The organism is Actinosynnema sp. NPDC037264 (genome assembly GCF_055603705.1).
This window is the reverse complement of the sequence record NZ_JBVJVK010000010.1, coordinates 123,010-142,902: the sequence shown is the minus strand read 5'-3', so window position 1 is coordinate 142,902 and position 19,893 is coordinate 123,010. Positions and strand designations below refer to the sequence as shown.

The window sequence follows — 19,893 nt, the reverse complement described above, 5'->3', positions numbered from 1 at the left end:
TCACGCTCCCTGAGTCGCGTCGTCGAGGTCGATGCCCTCGAACGCCATGCTGATGAGGCTTTCCGTGTCCATCTCGTCGATCGAGTCTGCGGCCGCCCCCGGACCGGCCTGGACCTGCCGATCGCCCGCCCCGCCCAGTTCGAGCAGGCTGTCGAGCAGCCCCGCGTCGCGCAGCCGGGTGAGCGGGATGGCTTGCAGGATGCGCCGGACCTGCTCCTCGTGCGCCCGCGCCTCGTCGGCGGCCTCGGGCGCCAGCTCGGCGCGCAGGAACTCCGCCAGCGCCCGCGGCGTGGGGTAGTCGAACACCAGCGTCGCCGGGAGCCGCAGGTCCGCCGCGGCGCTCAGGCCGTTGCGGAACTCGACCGCCGACAACGAGTCGAAGCCCAGGTCGTTGAACGCCTGCTCCGGGTCGATCGCCTCCGGACCCGCGTGGCCCAGGGTCGCCGCGGCCTGCGTCCGCACCAGCTCCACCAACACCGCGAGCCGCTCGCCGTCGTCGTTCAGGCCTGTCAGCCGGTCCCGCCACCCGGACCCCGCCGCGTCACCGGTCACCCGGCGGGCACGGCGACGAACCAGGCCGCGCAGCAGCGGCGGCACGTCGTCCCCACCGGCGCCGGACAGGTCCAACCCGATCGGCACCAGCGCCGGGAGGTCGAGCGACACGGCGGTGTCGAACAGCGCCAGGCCGTCGTCGGTCGACAGGGCGTGCACGCCCGACCGCCGCATCCGCTGCACGTCGGCTTGACCGGTCATGCCGGAGTCGTCGGCCCAGAGGCCCCACGCCAACGAGTGCGCCACCCGGCCGTTGGCCCGGCGGTGGGCCGCCAACGCGTCCAGGTAGGCGTTGCCCGCCGCGTAGCTGCCCTGACCGGGGTTGCCGAAGACACCCGCGGCCGAGGAGAACAGCACGAACGCCGACACGTCCCCGACCACCTCGTGCAGGTTCCACGCGGCGTCGACCTTCGGGCGCAGCACCCCGTCCACCCGTTCGGGCGTCAACGAGGCGATCACACCGTCGTCGAGGACGCCCGCGACGTGCACCACGCCGTCCACCGGGTAGGCGGCCACCAGCTCCGCCAAGGCCTCCCGGTCGGCGACGTCGCAGGCCACCAGTTCCGCCTTGGCCCCGGCCTCCGCCAACTCGGCCACGAGGTCGTGCGCGCCCGGCGCGTCCAGGCCGCGCCGACTCGTCAACAGCAGCTCGGTGACGCCGTGCGCGGTGACCAGGTGCCGGGCGACGAGCTTGCCGAGCGAACCCGTCGCGCCCGTCACCAGGACCCGACCCGAGAACGCCTGGCCGTCTGACTCCGACCCACGGGAGACCCGCGCCAACCGGGCCGCGTGCATGACGCCGTCACGAACGACCACCTGCGGCTCACCGGTCCCGAGGACGGCCGGCAGGTCGAGATCGGCGTCGGTGTCCACCAAGACGACCCGACCCGGGTTCTCCGACTGGGCCGACCGCACCAGGCCCCAGACCGCGGCGCCGGCGAGGTCCGTGACCTCGCCGAACGCCACCGCACCCCGCGTCACCACGACGAGCGAGGAGCCGTCGCCCCGCGCCAGCCAGTCCTGCACCTCGGCCAGGACGCGGGACACCTCGGCCCGCACCCCCGCCGGGTCCGCACCCGCCGCGCCGGCCTCCAGCACGACGGCGTCCGCGACCACCGGCCCCGACGCCGTGACCGGAGCCCACTCCAGCCGGAACAGCGACTCGTACGTCCCCGCACCGGCCGCGAGCTGTTCGGCCGACACGGGACGCATCGCCAGCGTGCCGACCCGGGCGACCGGCGCACCCGTGCCGTCCGCGACCAGCAGCGCGACCGCGCCCTCGCCCACCGGGGCCAACCGGACCCGCAGCCGCGACGCCCCGGCCGCGAACAACGACACCCCGGACCAGGAGAACGGCAGCATCGCGGGCGGCGCGGTCCCGCTGTCGTCACCGTCACCGGCCGCCATCCGGAGCGCGTGCAGCGCCGAGTCGAGCAGCGCCGGGTGCAGGCCGAACCGCGCGGCGTCCGCGCCGTCCGGCAACGCGACCTCGGCGTACACGTCGTCCCCGACCTTCCAGGCCGCCTTGAGCCCTCGGAACACCGGCCCGTAGCCGTAGCCCTGATCGGCCAGCTGCTCGTACGCGCCGTCGAGGTCGACCAGCCGCGCGCCGGCCGGCGGCCACTGCGCCAGGTCGAACGCCGGCGTGACGTCCTCCTCGGCCAGCTCGCCCACCGCGTGCAGCACCCACGGCACGTCGGCCTCTTCGGGACGCGAGTACACCGACACGGCACGCCGGCCGGCGCCGTCCGGCGCGTCCACCACGACCTGCAACGCGACTCCGCCGTTCGCCGGCAGCACCAACGGCGCGGTCAGCGTCATCTCCTCCAACACACCGCACCCGACGTGGTCACCGGCCCGGACGGCGAGTTCCACGAAGGCCGTGCCGGGCAGCAGCACCGTGCCGTGCACTTCGTGATCCGCCAGCCAGGGCTGCCGGTCGACGCCGAGCCGCCCCGTCAACACCACCCGTTCGGAGTCGGGCGACTCGATCACCGCACCCAGCAGCGGGTGCTCGGACACCACCAGTCCGGCCGACTTCACGTTGCCGATCTCGTCGGCGATCCAGGACTCGGCCAGGTAGTCCACCGTGTCCAGCCAGTACCGCTCGCGCTGGAACGCGTAGGTCGGCAGGTCCACCTTGCGGGCGTTGCTGCCCCTGAAGAACGCCGACCAGTCGACCGCCCCACCGGCGGTGTGCAGCCGGCCCAGGCCGGTGACCAGGGTGACCGCCTCGTCACGTCCCCTGCGCTGCAAGGCGATGCCGTCCTCGACCAGCGCGCTGAGCACGCCGTCCGGCCCGACCTCGACCATCCTGCTCACGCCCCGACCCCGCAGTTGTGTCACGGCGTCGTGGAAGCGCACCGCGTCGCGGACGTGCCGGACCCAGTACTCGGGATCGGTCACGTCGCCGGTCGTGGCGATCGGGATGGCCGGTGCGCGGAACGTCAGCTCGCCCACGACGGCGCGGAACTCGTCCAACATCGGGTCCATGAGGACCGAGTGGAACGCGTGCGACACCGACAACCGCTTCGACCGCTCGAACTTCGCGGCCACTGCCAGCACCTCGGCTTCGACACCCGAGACGACCACGGAATCCGGCCCGTTCACCGCCGCGATGCCCACGCCCTCCGTCAACAACGGCACCACATCCGCTTCGGTGGCCTTGATCGCCACCATCGCGCCGCCCTCGGGCAACGCCTGCATGAGGCTCGCCCGCGCCGACACCAACCGGCACGCGTCCGTCAGGGACAACACCCCGGCCACGTGGGCGGCGGCGATCTCACCGATCGAGTGCCCTGCGAGCATGTCCGGTCGAACGCCCCACGACTCCAACAAGCGGTAGAGCGCAACCTCAAACGCGAACAACGCAGGCTGCGTGAACTCCGTGCAGTCCAACCGCCCCGCGTCCTCACCCCACATCACCTCCCGCAACACCGGGTCGAAGCCCGCGAGCACCTCAGAGAACGCACCCGCGAACACCGGGAACGCCACCGACAACTCACGACCCATCCCGAGCCGCTGCGAACCCTGCCCCGTGAACAAGAACGCCGTCCCACCACCGGAACGCGCCACCACCGGCACGACATCCGCCAGACCACGCACCAACTCGTCCCGATCCCGACCGACCACCACCGCCCGGTGCTCGAACACCGAACGACCAGCCAACGACAAGCCGACGTCCACCGGCCGGACATCAGCGCCCACGAACGACGCCAACCGGGCGGCCTGAGCACGCACCGCCTCGGCCGAACGACCCGACAGCACCCACGGCACCACCGGCAGCTCGACACCGGTGTCGCCCGCGTCCACCGCCACCGGTTCCTCGACGATCACGTGCGCGTTCGTGCCGCTGATCCCGAACGACGAGATCCCGGCCCGACGCGGGTGCCCGTTCGACGGCCACTCCCGCGCCTCGGTCAGCAACCGCACGTTGCCCGCCGCCCAGTCCACGTGCGGCGAAGGCTCGTCAACGTGCAGCGTCTTCGGCATCACGCCATTCCGGATGGCCTCGACCATCTTGATGATCCCGGCGACACCGGCCGCGGCCTGCGTGTGACCGATGTTCGACTTGATCGACCCCAACCACAACGGCGCGTCCTCGGCGCGGTCCTGACCGTAGGTGGCCAACAACGCCTGCGCCTCGATCGGGTCACCCAGCGTCGTGCCGGTGCCGTGCGCCTCCACCAAGTCGACGTCGGCGGTCGTCAGCCCGGCGTTCGCCAACGCCTGCCGGATCACCCGGCGCTGGGACGGGCCGTTCGGGGCGGTGAACCCGTTCGACGCGCCGTCCTGGTTGATCGCGGTGCCACGGACGACCGCCAGCACGCGGTGCCCGTTGCGGCGGGCGTCCGACAGCCGCTCGACGAGCAGCACGCCGACGCCTTCGGCCCAGCCGGTGCCGTCCGCCGCACCGGCGAACGACTTGCACCGACCGTCCGGCGACAGCCCGCGCTGACGGCTGAACTCCACGAACACCTCGGGCGTCGCCATCACGGCCACACCGCCGACGAGGGCGAGCGAAGACTCACCGGACCGCAGCGCCTGGACGGCCCAGTGCAGCGCCACCAGCGACGACGAGCACGCCGTGTCCACCGTGACCGCGGGCCCTTCCAGCCCCAGCGTGTAGGAGACGCGGCCGGAGGCGACCGCGCCCGTGCTGTTGTTGGCCGGGTAGTCGTGGTACATCATCCCCGCGAACACACCGGTATCGCTGCCCCGCAAGGAAACCGGGTCGATACCCGCCCGTTCGACCGCCTCCCACGACGCCTCCAGCAACAACCGCTGCTGCGGATCCATCACCAACGCCTCGTTCGGGCTGATCCCGAAGAACGCCGGGTCGAACTCCGCCGCCCCGTACAGGAAGCCACCCTCACGGGTGTACGTCTTGCCCGTGACACCGGGCTCCGGGTCGTACACGCCGTCGACGTCCCAACCACGATCCGTCGGGAACCCGCCCACCGCGTCCACACCGTCCGCCACCAACCGCCACAGGTCCTCCGGCGACGACACACCGCCCGGGTAGCGGCAGGCCATGCCGACGATCGCGATCGGCTCGTCCGTCACCGACGTCGTCGCCACGACCGCCCGCGCGCGCTCACCCGTGCCGGACATCTCGCCGAGCAGGTGCTCCGCCAGCGCGAACGGCGTCGGGTAGTCGAAGACCAGGGTCGCGGGCAGCACCATGTCCACCGCGGCGCTCAAGCCGTTGCGGAACTCGACCGCCGACAACGAGTCGAAGCCCAGGTCGTTGAACGCCTGCTCCGGGTCGATCGCCTCCGGACCCGCGTGCCCCAAGGTCGCCGCGGCCTGCGTCCGGACCAACTCCACCAACACCGGGAGCCGCTGCTCCTGCGCCAACCCCGCCAACCGCTCACGCCACACCGACGAACCGCCGGCCACTCGGCGGGCACGGCGACGAACCAGGCCGCGCAGCAACGGCGGCACGTCGTCACCGGCGCCGGACAGGTCGAGGTCGATCACCACCAGCGCGGGCGCGTCCACGGCGGTTCCGGCGTCGAACAACGCCAGACCACGTGCCGCGGACAGGGCGAGCACACCGGTCCGCCGGATCCGCTCGACCTCCGCCGCACCGCCCATGCCGGCCTCGTCCGCCCACAGGCCCCAGGCGAGCGACTGCGCCGCCAGCCCGTTCGCCTGGCGGTGGGCCGCCAACGCGTCCAGGTACGCGTTGCCCGCCGCGTAACTGGCCTGACCGGGGTTGCCGAACACGCCCGCGGCCGAGGAGAACAGCACGAACGCCGACACGTCACCCACGAGCTCGTGCAGGTTCCAGGCCGCGTCCACCTTCGGGCGCAACACCCCGTCCACGCGCTCGGGCGTCAACGACGCGATCACCCCGTCGTCCAACACACCGGCGACATGCACGACGCCATCGACGGGACGCCCGGCCAGCAGCCCGGCCAGTGCCTCCCGGTCAGCCACGTCGCAGGCCACCAGCTCGACCTCGGCGCCGGCCTCGGCCAACTCGGCCACCAGCTCGGGTGCCCCCGGGGCAGCCAGGCCGCGTCGACTCGTCAACAGCAGCTCGGTCACACCGTGCGCGGTGACCAGGTGCCGGGCGACGAGCTTGCCGAGCGAACCCGTCGCACCCGTCACCAGGACGCGACCCGAGAACCGCGCCTCGGACCCGGCTTCCGCCACCCGCGCCAACCGGGCACCGTGCATGACGCCGTCACGCACGACCACCTGCGGCTCGCCGGTGCCGAGGACGGCGGCCGCGTCGAGATCGGCGTCGGTGTCCACCAGGACGATCCGACCCGGGTTCTCCGACTGCGCGGACCGCACCAGACCCCACACCGCGGCACCGGCCAGATCCGTAACGTCACCGAACGCCACCGCACCTCGGGTCACGACGACCAACGACGAGTCGTCGCCCCGCGCCAACCAGTCCTGCACCTCGGCCAGGACCCGCGCCACCTCAGCCCGCACCCCCGCAGCGTCAGCCCCCGGCGCACCGGCCTCCAGCACCACGGCATCCACCGACACCAGGGACGTCGATACCGGAGACGTCGACACCGGGGACCACTCCACCCGGAACAACGACTCCGCGGCCGACGAAGCCAGCTGGTCCGCCGACACCGGGCGCAATGCCAACGACTCCACCGACGCGACCGGCGCGCCATCGGTGTCCGCGAGCTGCAACGTCACCGCGCCCTCGCCGGCCGGGCTGATCCGGACGCGCACCCGACCCGCCGCGACGGCGTGCAGCGTGACCCCGGACCAGGAGAACGGGAGCACGGTCCGCCCACCGCCCCGACCGGCGAGACCGATCGCGTGCAGGCACGAGTCCAGCAGCGCGGGGTGGATCCCGAACGCCGAGCCGTCCACGTCCTCCGGCAGGGCCACGTCGGCGAACACGTCGTCGCCGTGCCGCCAGGCGGACTTCAGCCCTTGGAACACCGGCCCGTAGTTCAGTCCCGCGTCGGCCAACGCGTCGTAGAGGCCGTCGACGTCCACCGGCTCCGCACCCGCCGGCGGCCACTGCCCCAGGTCGAACGCAGGAGCCGGGGTCCGCGCCGAGAGCACACCTTCGGCGTGCAGCGCCCACGGGGCGTCCGAGCCGCCCGCCCGCGAGTACACCGAGACCGCGCGTCGCCCGGCGCCGTCCGGCGCGTCCACGACCACCTGCACCGCCACACCACCGGTCGTCGGCAGCACCAGGGGCGCGGTCAGCATCAGCTCTTCGAGCGTGCCGCACCCCACCTCGTCACCCGCTTCGACCGCGAGCTCCACGAACGCCGTCCCGGGCAGCAGCACGCTGCCGAACACGTCGTGATCCGCCAGCCACGGCAGCGCGTCGACCGACAGCCTGCCGGTCAGCACCACGCCGTCGGACGCGGGCGACGGCACGACCGCCGAGAGCAACGGGTGCTCGACCTGCCCGAGGCCCATGGACGCCGCGTCAACGCCGGACCGCTGCTCGCGCAGCCAGTACCGCTCGCGCTGGAACGCGTAGGTCGGCAGGTCGACCTGCCGACCACGGCCGCTGAAGAACGCCCGCCAATCGACCGTTCCACCCGCCGTGGAGAACCGCCCGACAGCCGCGACCAGCGTCACGGCCTCATCACGTTCCCTGCGCTGCAAGGCGATGCCGTCGTCCACCAGTGCGCTGAGCACACCGTCCGGCCCCACCTCGACGAACCTGCTGACGCCCGCGTCCTGCAACCGCGTCACGGCGTCGTGGAAGCGCACCGCCTCGCGCACGTGCCGCACCCAGTAGTCCGGGTCGGTCACATCACCTGACGTGACCATCGGGATCCTCGGCTCCCGGAAGCTCAACTCCCCCACCACAGCCCGGAAGTCGTCCAGCATCGGGTCCATGAGGACCGAGTGGAACGCGTGCGACACCGAAAGCCGCTTCGACCGCTCGAACCGGGCCGCGACCGCCAACACCTCGACCTCGTCGCCCGATACGACAACGGAATTCGGCCCGTTGACCGCCGCGATGCCCACTCCGGCCGTCAACAACGGCAGCACCTCGGCCTCGGCAGCCTTGACCGCCACCATCGCGCCACCCTCGGGCAACGCCTGCATCAGACTCGCCCGCGCCGACACCAACCGACACGCATCAGGCAACGACAGCACGCCCGCGACGTGAGCCGCCGCGATCTCACCGATCGAATGACCAGCCAAGAAGTCCGGCCGAACACCCCACGACTCCAACAACCGGTAAAGCGCAACCTCAAACGCGAACAGCGCAGGCTGCGTGAACTCCGTGCGGCTCAGACGCTCAGCGTCCTCACCCCACACCACCTCCCGCAGCGCCTGGTCGAACCCGGCCAACACCTCGCTGAACGCACCCGCGAACACCGGGAACGCCACCGACAACTCACGACCCATCCCGAGCCGCTGCGAACCCTGCCCCGTGAACAAGAACGCCGTCCCACCACCGGAACGCGCCACCACCGGCACGACATCCGCCAGACCACGCACCAACTCGTCCCGATCCCGACCGACCACCACCGCCCGGTGCTCGAACACCGAACGACCAGCCAACGACAAGCCGACGTCCACCGGCCGGACATCAGCGCCCACGAACGACGCCAACCGCACAGCCTGAGCACGCACCGCCTCAGCCGAACGACCCGACAACACCCACGGCACCACCGGCAAGTCGTCGCCCACGGGCTCCCGGCGCTCGTCGCGCCACTGCTCGATGATCACGTGCGCATTGGTGCCGCTGATCCCGAACGACGAGATACCGGCCCGACGAGGATGCCCGTTCGACGGCCACTCCCGAGCCTCCGTCAACAGCTGCACGTTCCCCGCCGACCAGTCCACGTGCGGAGACGGCTCGTCAACGTGCAAGGTCGGCGGCATCACACCGTGCCGCATCGCCATGACCATCTTGATGATCCCGGCAACACCCGCAGCCGCCTGCGTGTGACCGATGTTCGACTTGATCGACCCCAACCACAACGGCACCTCACGATCACGCCCATACGTCTCCAACAACGCCTGAGCCTCGATCGGATCACCCAACGTCGTACCCGTGCCGTGCGCCTCCACCGCATCCACATCAGCGGCCGTCAAACCGGCGTTCGCCAAGGCCTGCCGGATCACTCGACGCTGAGACGGACCATTGGGGGCCGTGAAGCCGTTCGAAGCGCCGTCCTGGTTGATCGCCGTGCCACGGACGACCGCCAACACCCGGTGGCCGTTGCGGCGCGCGTCCGACAACCGCTCCACCAGCAGCATCCCGACGCCTTCACCCCACCCGGTGCCGTCCGCCGAACCCGCGAACGACCGGCACCGGCCGTCCGGCGACAGCCCGCGCTGACGGCTGAACTCCACGAACGTGTCCGCGGTCGCCATGACGGTCACGCCGCCCGCCAAGGCCAACGAGCACTCGCCCGACCGCAGCGCCTGGCTCGCCAAGTGCAACGCCACCAACGACGACGAACACGCCGTGTCCACCGTCACCGCAGGCCCTTCCAGCCCCAAGGTGTAAGCGACGCGACCGGACGCCATCGCGCCGGTGTTGTTGTTCGCTTCGTAGTCGTGGTACATCATCCCGGCGAAAACGCCGGTATCGCTGCCCCGCAGGGAAACCGGATCGATCCCCGCCCGCTCGAACGCCTCCCAGGACGTCTCCAGCAACAACCGCTGCTGCGGGTCCATCACCAACGCCTCGTTCGGGCTGATCCCGAAGAACGCCGGGTCGAACTCCGCAGCCCTGTACAGGAAGCCGCCCTCACGCGTGTAGCTGGTGTCCTGCCGCTGACCGGTCGGGTCGAACAGCCGCTCGACGTCCCAACCGCGATCGGTCGGGAACTCGCCGATGGCGTCGACACCGTCCGCGACGAGCCGCCACAGGTCCTCGGGCGTGCTGACACCACCGGGGTACCGGCAGGCCATGCCCACGATCGCGATCGGCTCGTCGGTCACCGACGTCGTCGCCACGACCGCCCGCGCCCGCTCGCCCTCACCGGTGACCTCGCCCAGCAAGTGCTCGGCCAGCGCGAACGGCGTCGGGTAGTCGAACGCGAGCGTCGCCGACAGCCGCATGTCCAGCGCCGTGCTCAGGCCGTTGCGGAACTCCACCGCCGACAACGAGTCGAAACCGAGATCGTTGAACGCCTGCTCCGGATCGATCGCCTCCGGACCCGCGTGACCCAAGGTCGCAGCCGCCTGCGCCCGCACCAACTCCACCAACACCGCGAGCCGCTGCTCCTGCGCCAACCCCGCCAACCGCTCACGCCACACCGACGAACCACCGGACGCCGCCGCACGCCGTGCCGGGCGGCGCAGCAACCCGTGGAGCATGTGGGGCACCTCGGTCGCGGTCGCGCCGGACATGTCGACGTGGATCGGCACCAAGGCAGGCAGGTCGAGTGCCAGCGAGGCGTCGAGCAGCGCGAGCCCCTCGCCGGCCGACAGCGCGAGCACACCGGACCGCCGCATCCGCTGCACGTCGGCTTCGCTCAGCTCGCCGCCCATGCCCGCTTCGTCGGCCCACAGGCCCCAGGCCAGCGAGTGCGCCGCCAATCCGTTCGTCCGCCGATACGCCGCCAACGCGTCCAGATACGCGTTCGCCGCCGCGTAATTCCCCTGACCCGGCGCACCCAACACCCCAGACGCCGACGAGAACAACACAAACGCCGACACATCGCCGACCAACTCGTGCAGGTTCCACGCCGCGTCCACCTTCGGACGCAACACCCCGTCAACCCGCTCAGGCGTCAACGACCCGATCACACCATCGTCCAGAACACCCGCAACGTGGACCACACCACCGACCGGACGCCCGGCCAACAGCCCCGCCAACGCCTCACGATCGGCCACGTCACAGGCCACCAGCTCGACCTCGGCCCCAGCCTCAGCCAACTCCGCGACCAACTCGGACGCCCCAGGCGCGTCCATCCCGCGCCGACTCGTCAACACCAAGTCAGTCACACCATGCGAGGTCACGAGGTGCCGGGCCACCAACCGACCGAGCGAACCCGTCGCACCCGTCACCAACACCCGACCCGAGAACCGCACCTCAGGCCCGGACTCGGTCACCCGAACCAACCGGGCGCCGTGCATCACGCCGTCCCGCACAACGACCTGCGGCTCACCGGTGCCGAGGACAGCGGCCATGTCGAGTTCGGCGTCGGTGTCCACCAGAACGATCCGGTCGGGGTTCTCCGACTGAGCCGAGCGCACCAAGCCCCACACCGCGGCACCGGCCAGATCCGTGACCTCACCGAACGCCACCGCACCCCGCGTCACCACGACGAGCGACGAACCGTCACCAAGTGCCAACCAGTCCTGGATCTCACCCAGCACCCTTGACACCTCTGCCCGCACTCCCGCAGCGTCCGCACCCGGCGCACCGGCCTCCAGCACCACAGCGTCCGCCGAGACGGGAGTCCCCGACACCGGCGACCACTCCACCCGGAACAACGACTGCGCGGACGGCGAAGCCGACTGACCGGTCGACACCGGGCGCAGCGCCAGTTCACGCACGGACGCGACCGGGTTGCCGTCGGCGTCCGCGACGTCCAGCGCCACCGCGCCCTCGCCCAGCGGCGACAACCGCACCCGCACCCGCGACGCCCCGGCCGCGAACAACGACACGCCGGACCACGTGAACGGCAACATGGCCTGCTCACCCAACGCCCCGGTGAACGAGGAAGCGTGCAGGCACGCGTCCAGCAAAGCGGGGTGCACCCCGAAAGCCGAGCCGTCGACGTCGTCCGGCAGCGCCACCTCGGCGAACACGTCGTCGCCCAGCCGCCACGCCGACCGCAACCCCTGGAACACCGGCCCGTACTCCAGGCCCGCCTCGGCCAGCACGTCGTAGTGCCCGGCGACGTCCAGCGGCTCCGCGCCGGCCGGCGGCCACTGCCGCAGGTCGAACCCCGCGACCGGCGTCCCCGACGACAACACGCCCTCCGCGTGCAGCACCCAGGGCAGGCCGTCCCCGCGCTCCGGGCGCGAGTGGACGGTCACCGTGCGCCGACCGGTCCGGTCGGGCGCGCCCGCGATCACGCGCAGCTGAACGCCCTGGTCCCGGTCCTCGTCGGGCAGCACGAGCGGCGCGGTGAGCACCAGCTCGTCGAGCGCGCCGCAGCCGACCTCGTCACCGGCCCGGATCGCCAACTCCGCGAACCCGGTGCCGGGGAAGACGACCGCGCCACCGACCGCGTGATCGGCCAGCCACGGCTGAGCCCGCACCGACAACCGGCCGGTGAGCACCGCGCCATCGGTGTCCGGCGCCACCACGACCGCGCCGAGCAACGGGTGCTCCGGCACGTCCAACCCGGCGGACACGACGTCGCCCGCACCGAGGGTCGCGCCCGCCCACGCCTCACGCCAGTAGTCGAGCGAGTCGATCCAGTACCGCTCGCGCTGGAACGCGTAGGTCGGCAGGTCGACCCGCCGCCCACGACCACCGAAGAACGACCGCCAGTCGACGGACCCACCGGTGGCGTACCACTGGCCGAGGCGCTTGACCAGCGTCAGCGCTTCGTCCTGCCCCTTGCGCTGCAACGGAATCGCACCATCGACCAGCGCGCTCAACACACCGTCCGGCCCGACCTCGACAAACCGCGCCACGCCCTCGTCACGCAGCCGCGTCACGGCATCGTGGAACCGCACCGCGTCCCGCACGTGCCGAACCCAGTACTCCGGATCCGTCACGTCACCGACCGTGGCGATCGGGATGCTCGGTGCCTGGAAGCTCAACTCCCGCACCACCGCGCGGAAGTCGTCCAACATCGGGTCCATCAACACCGAGTGGAACGCGTGCGACACCGAAAGCCGCTTCGACCGCTCGAACCTCGCGGCCACCGCCAGCACCTCAGCCTCGACACCCGAAACCACGACCGAATCCGGCCCGTTGACCGCCGCAATGCCCACTCCGGACGTCAACAGCGGCAGCACCTCGGCCTCGGCGGCCTTGATCGCCACCATCGCCCCACCTTCGGGCAACTCCTGCATCAAACGCGCACGCGCCGACACCAAGCGACAGGCGTCCGCCAAGGACAGCACCCCGGCAACGTGAGCCGCTGCGATCTCACCGATCGAATGACCAGCAACCCGATCCGGCCGCACACCCCACGACTCCAACAGCCGGTAAAGCGCCACCTCGAACGCGAACAGCGCAGGCTGCGTGAACTCGGTCCGCTCCAGCCGCTCTGCGTCCTCGCCCCACACCACCTCCCGCAACACCGGGTCGAACCCGGCCAACACCTCGTCGAAGACCCGCGCGAACACCGGGAACACGACCGACAGCTCACGGCCCATCCCCAACCGCTGCGAACCCTGACCAGTGAACAAGAACGCCGTCTCACCACCAGCCCGCGCCACCACCGGCACGACATCCGCCAGACCGCGCACCAACTCGTCCCGGTCCCGACCGACCACCACCGCCCGGTGCTCGAACACCGAACGACCGGCCAACGACACCGCGACATCAACAGGCCGGACGTCAGCGTCCACGGAAGCCAACCGCACAGCCTGAGCACGCACCGCCTCAGCCGAGCGACCGGTCAACACCCAAGGCACCACCGGCAGGCCCGCATCGCTCTCGTCGACCGACTCCGCGGCCACACCTTCGACGATCACGTGCGCGTTCGTGCCGCTGATCCCGAACGACGACACACCGGCCCGACGCGGCCGACCCTCGGCAACCCACTCCCGAGTCTCGGTCAACAACCGCACGTTCCCCGCCGACCAGTCCACGTGCGGAGACGGCTCGTCAACGTGCAAGGTCGGCGGCATCACACCGTGCCGCATCGCCATGACCATCTTGATGATCCCGGCAACACCCGCAGCCGCCTGCGTGTGACCGATGTTCGACTTGATCGACCCCAACCACAACGGCACCTCACGATCACGCCCATACGTCTCCAACAACGCCTGAGCCTCGATCGGATCACCCAACGTCGTACCCGTGCCGTGCGCCTCCACCGCATCCACATCAGCGGCCGTCAGACCGGCATTCGCCAACGCTTGCCGGATCACCCGACGCTGAGACGGACCGTTCGGTGCGGTCAGGCCGTTGGACGCGCCGTCCTGGTTCACCGCCGTGCCGCGGACCACGGCCAGCACCGGGTGACCGTTGCGGCGGGCGTCCGACAGCCGCTCCACCAGCAGCATGCCGACGCCTTCTCCCCAGGACGTCCCGTTGTTGGTGGCCGCGAACGACCGGCACCGACCGTCCAGCGACAACCCGCGCTGACGGCTGAACTCCACGAACACCTCGGGCGTCGCCATCACGGCCACCCCACCGACGAGCGCCAGCGAGCACTCGCCCGATCGCAGCGCCTGGCTCGCCAAGTGCAACGCCACCAACGACGACGAGCACGCCGTGTCCACCGTGACCGCCGGGCCTTCGAGCCCGAACACGTACGACACCCGCCCGGACGCGATGGCGCCGGTGCTGCTGTTGGCGGCGTAGTCGTGGTACATCATCCCGGCGAACACACCGGTGTCACTGCCCCGCAACGACACCGGGTCGATACCCGCCCGCTCGAACGCCTCCCACGACGCCTCCAGCAGCAACCGCTGCTGCGGGTCCATGATCACGGCTTCGTTGGGGCTGATCCCGAAGAACGCCGGGTCGAACTCGTCGGCGTCGTGCAGGAACCCGCCTTCACGGGTGTAGCTGGTGTTGGGCCGCTCGCCCGTCGGGTCGTACAGCTTGTCGACGTCCCAGCCCCGGTTGGTCGGGAACGGCGACACCGCGTCCACGCCGTCGGCCACCAGCCGCCACAGGTCCTCGGGCGAGGACACGCCACCGGGGTAGCGGCAGGCCATCCCGACGATGGCGATCGGCTCGTCGGTGACGGTCGTGGTCGCGACCGCCGCCGCGTCGTCACCGAGACCGGACACCTCGGCCACCAGGTGACGCGCAAGCGCTTGCGGCGTGGGGTGGTCGAACACCAGGGTCGCGGGCAGCCGCACGCCGACCGCGGTGCTCAGGCCGTTGCGGAACTCCACCGCCGACAACGAGTCGAAGCCCAGGTCGTTGAACGCCCGCTCCGGGTCGACCGCCGCCGCGGAGGTGAACCCGAGCACGGACACGACCTGGTTCAGCACCAGGTCGAGGAGCGCGGCCTCCCACTCGTCCTCGGGCAGCGCGGCGAGCACCCGGCGCAACTGGGCGGGCTCGCTCCCGGTGCCGGCACGACGCCGCCGCGCCACCTTCACCAAGCCGCGGAACAGCTCGGGCATCAGCTCGCCACGCGCCCGGATCGCGCCCAGGTCGAACGACGCGGGGATCACCGCGGCCTCACCCGTGCCGATCGCGGCGTCGAGGAGCGCGAGCCCTTGTTCGGCGGCCAGCGGCAACACACCGGCACCGACCACCCGGGAGCGGTCGGCGTCCGTCAGCCGGCCGGACATCCCGGCGTCCTCGGCCGCCCACAGGCCCCAGGCCAGTGACTGCGCCGCCATCCCGTTCGCCCGCCGATACGCCGCCAACGCGTCCAGATACGCGTTCGCCGACGCGTAGTTCCCCTGACCCGGCGCACCCAACACCCCAGACGCCGACGAGAACAACACAAACGCCGACACATCACCCACGAGCTCGTGCAGGTTCCACGCCGCATCCACCTTCGGACGCAACACCCCGTCAACCCGCCCAGGCGTCAACGACCCGATCACACCATCGTCCAACACACCGGCGACATGCACCACACCATCGACGGGGCGCCCGGCCAACAACCCGGCCAACGCCTCCCGATCAGCCACGTCGCAGGCCACGAACTCGACCTCGGCGCCAGCCCCAGCCAACTCGGCCACCAGCTCACGAGCACCCGGCGCATCCATCCCACGCCGACTCGTCAACACCAAGTCGGTCACACCATGCGCGGCGACCAAGTGCCGAGCCACCAACCGACCGAGCGAACCCGTCGCACCCGTCACCAACACCCGACCCGAGAACCGCGCCTCGGACCCGGACTCGGTCACCCGCGCCAACCTGGCCCCGAACAACGCCCCGTCACGCACCACCAGCTGCGGCTCACCGGCACCGAGCACCACGGCCGGGTCCACCTCGGCGTCGGTGTCCACCAGGACGATCCGACCCGGGTTCTCCGACTGCGCCGACCGCACCAGACCCCACACCGCGGCACCGGCAAGATCCGTGACCTCACCGAACGCGACCGCACCCCGCGTCACCACGACCAACGACGAGCCATCACCCCGCGCCAACCAGTCCTGCACCTCACCCAGGACCCGCGACACCTCAGCCCGCACGCCGGCAGGGCCGGCACCGGGTGCGCCGGCCTCCAACACCACGACGTCCGCCGACACCGGAGACGCCGACACCGGGGACCACTCCACCCGGAACAACGACTCGAACGTCCCGGCCGCGGCGGCCCCGACCTGCTTCACGTCGACCGGCCGCAGCACCAGCGACGCCACCGACGCGACCGGAGCGCCACCGGCGTCCGCCACGGCCAGCGCCACCGCGCCCTCGCCCACCGGCGACAACCGCACCCGCACCCGCGACGCCCCGGCCGCGAACAACGACACCCCGGACCACGAGAACGGCAGCACCGCGCGCTCACCGAACAACCCGGTGAACGACCCGACGTGCAGGCACGCGTCCAGCAACGCCGGGTGCAGCCCGAACGACCCGCCGTCCACCCCGTCCGGCAGCGCGACCTCGGCGAACACGTCGTCACCCAGCTGCCACGCCGACCGCAACCCCTGGAACACCGGCCCGTACTCCAGGCCCGCCTCCGTGAAGTGCGAGTACGCCCCGTCCACGGCCACGGGTTCCGCGCCGACCGGAGGCCACTCGCTCAACGACTCGCCGTCACCGACGGCCCCGGCACGCAGGAGACCGGTGGCGTGGTGGGTCCACCGCACGTCGGCGGGAGCGCCCTGCGGGCGCGCGTACACGTCCACCGAACGGCTCGCGGACTCCCCCACCGCGCCGACCACGACCCGCACCTGCGCGCCGCCGCGTTCGGGCAGCACCAGCGGCGCGGTGAGCGTCAACTCCTCGACCACACCGCAACCGACCTGGTCACCCGCCCGGATCGCCAACTCCACGAAACCCGTGCCGGGGAACACGATCGAGCCGCCGACGACGTGATCGGCCAACCACGGCTGCGCCGAAGCGGACAGCCGCCCGGTCAGCACCACGCCGTCGGAGTCCGCGAGGACGACGACCGCGCCCAGCAACGGGTGGTCAGCCGGGTCGAGGCCCGCCGAGGAGAGGTCGCCGAAGCCCGGCTTCACGTCGAGCCAGTACCGCTCGCTCTGGAACGCGTAGGTCGGCAGGTCGACCCGCGTGCCGCGGCCGTCGAAGAACGCCCGCCAGTCGACCGCGCCGCCCGTGCCGTGGAACCGGCCCAGGCCCGCCACCAGCGTGACCGCTTCATCGCGTCCCTTGCGCTGCACCGCGATCGCGCCCTCGACCAGCGCGCTCAGCACGCCATCGGGCCCGACCTCGACGAACCTCGCGACACCTGCGCCCTGCAACTGCGTCACGGAGTCGTGGAACCGCACCGCGTCCCGGACGTGCCGAACCCAGTACTCCGGATCCGTCACATCACCGGCCGTAGCGATCGGGATGGTCGGCTCCCGGAAGCCCAACTCCCGCACCACCACGCGGAAGTCGTCCAACATCGGGTCCATCAACACCGAGTGGAACGCGTGCGACACCGAAAGCCGCTTCGACCGCTCGAACTTCGCGGCCACCGCCAGCACCTCGGCCTCGACCCCGGAAACCACGACCGAGTCCGCGCCGTTCACCGCCGCGACGCCCACACCGCCGGTCAACAACGGCACCACCTCGGCCTCGGCAGCCTTGATCGCCACCATCGCGCCGCCCTCGGGCAACGCCTGCATCAGACTCGCCCGCGCCGACACCAACCGACACGCGTCCGACAGCGACAACACCCCGGCAACGTGAGCCGCCGCGATCTCACCGATCGAATGCCCAGCCACCCGATCCGGCCGCACACCCCACGACTCCAACAGGCGGAACAACGCCACCTCAAAGGCGAACAACGCAGGCTGCGTGAACTCGGTCCGCTCCAGCCGCTCTGCGTCCTCGCCCCACACCACCTCCCGCAACACCGGGTCGAACCCGGCCAACACCTCGTCGAACACCCGCGCGAACACCGGGAACACGACCGACAGCTCACGGCCCATCCCCAACCGCTGCGAACCCTGACCAGTGAACAAGAACGCCGTCTCACCACCAGCCCGCGCCACCACCGGCACGACATCCGCCAAACCGCGCACCAACTCGTCCCGGTCCCGACCGACCACCACCGCCCGGTGCGTCAACGGCGCACGGCCCGTGGCCAGCGAGAACGCGACATCCGTCGGTCGAGCGGCGGGGTTGGCCGACCACCACGCGCGAAGCCGCTCGGCCTGCGCGGCGAGCGACGCCGCGTCGTTCCCCGACACCAGCAGCGGCACGACCGGCAGCTCTGCCGTCGCGAGCCCGGCCTCCTCCTCCGGCGCCTGCTCGATGATCACGTGCGCGTTCGTGCCGCTGATCCCGAACGACGACACACCGGCCCGACGCGGCCGACCCTCGGCAACCCACTCCCTGGCCTCGGTCAACAACCGCACGTCGCCGGCGGACCAGTCCACGTGCGGCGACGGCTCGTCCACGTGCAGGGTCCGCGGCATCACGCCGTGCCGGATCGCCTCGACCATCTTGATCACACCGGCGACACCGGCGGCGGCCTGCGTGTGACCGATGTTCGACTTGATCGACCCCAACCACAACGGCGCGTCCCGGTCACGCCCGTACGTCTCCAGCAACGCCTGGGCCTCGATCGGGTCGCCCAACGTCGTGCCGGTGCCGTGGCCCTCGACCACGTCGACGTCCGCGGCGGACAGCCGGGCGTTGGCCAGGGCCTGCCGGATCACCTGGCGCTGGGACGGACCGTTCGGGGCGGTCAGGCCGTTGGACGCGCCGTCCTGGTTCACCGCCGTGCCCCGCAGCACGGCCAGCACCGGGTGACCGTTGCGCCGCGCGTCGGACAGCTTCTCCAGCAGCAGCACGCCGACGCCCTCGCCCCAGCCGGTGCCGTCGGCCGCGCCCGCGAACGACTTGCACCGGCCGTCGCGCGACAGGCCGCCCTGCTTGCTGAACGCGACGAACGCGCCGGGCGTCGACATCACCATCACGCCGCCCGCGAGCGCCATCGAGCACTCGCCGGACCGCAGCGCCTGGCTCGCCACGTGCATCGCGACCAGCGACGACGAGCACGCGGTGTCCACCGTGACGGCGGGCCCTTCCAGGCCGAGCGCGTAGGCGACCCGGCCGGAGATCACCGCGCCCACGCTGGCCGTGCCCAGGTAGGCCTCGGCGAGTTCCGGTGAGCCGTCGAGCAGCGCCGAGTAGTCCTGCAACCCGGAGCCGACGAACACGCCGACCGGCGCGCCGCGCACCTCCTCCGGGTTGATGCCGGCCCGTTCGAACGCCTCCCACGACGCGTGCAGCATGAGCCGCTGCTGGGGGTCGGTGACGAGGGCCTCGCGCGGGCTCATGCCGAAGAAGCCGGGGTCGAAGTGGCCCGCGTCGGGCACGAAACCGCCGACGTGGACGTAGCTCGCGCCGGTGCCGTCCGCGGTGCCGCCCACCAGCTCGCCCAGGTCCCAGCCGCGGTCGGCCGGGAACGGGGTGAGGGCGTCGACGCCGTCGTCGACGAGCCGCCACAGGTCCTCGGGCGAGGACACGCCACCGGGATAGCGGCAGGCCATGGCCACGATCGCGATCGGCTCCGGCTCGGCGCTCTCGACTTCCCGCAACCTCCGCTTGGTCTGGTGCAGGTCGGCGGTGACGCGCTTGAGGTACTCCAGGAGCTTGTCGTCGTTAGCCATCGTGTTCACGGCGTCCTTTGATTTCGT

1 protein-coding gene is annotated in these 19,893 nt (G+C 71.5%); it reads right to left on the bottom strand.

The features are described 5' to 3' along the window. Nucleotides 1–19,875: an SDR family NAD(P)-dependent oxidoreductase gene (locus ACZ7GX_RS14895; protein ID WP_498776765.1), complete on the bottom strand. Its 19,875-nt coding sequence runs from the start codon at nt 19,873–19,875 to the stop codon at nt 1–3. Nucleotides 19,876–19,893 lie beyond the last annotated feature (18 nt).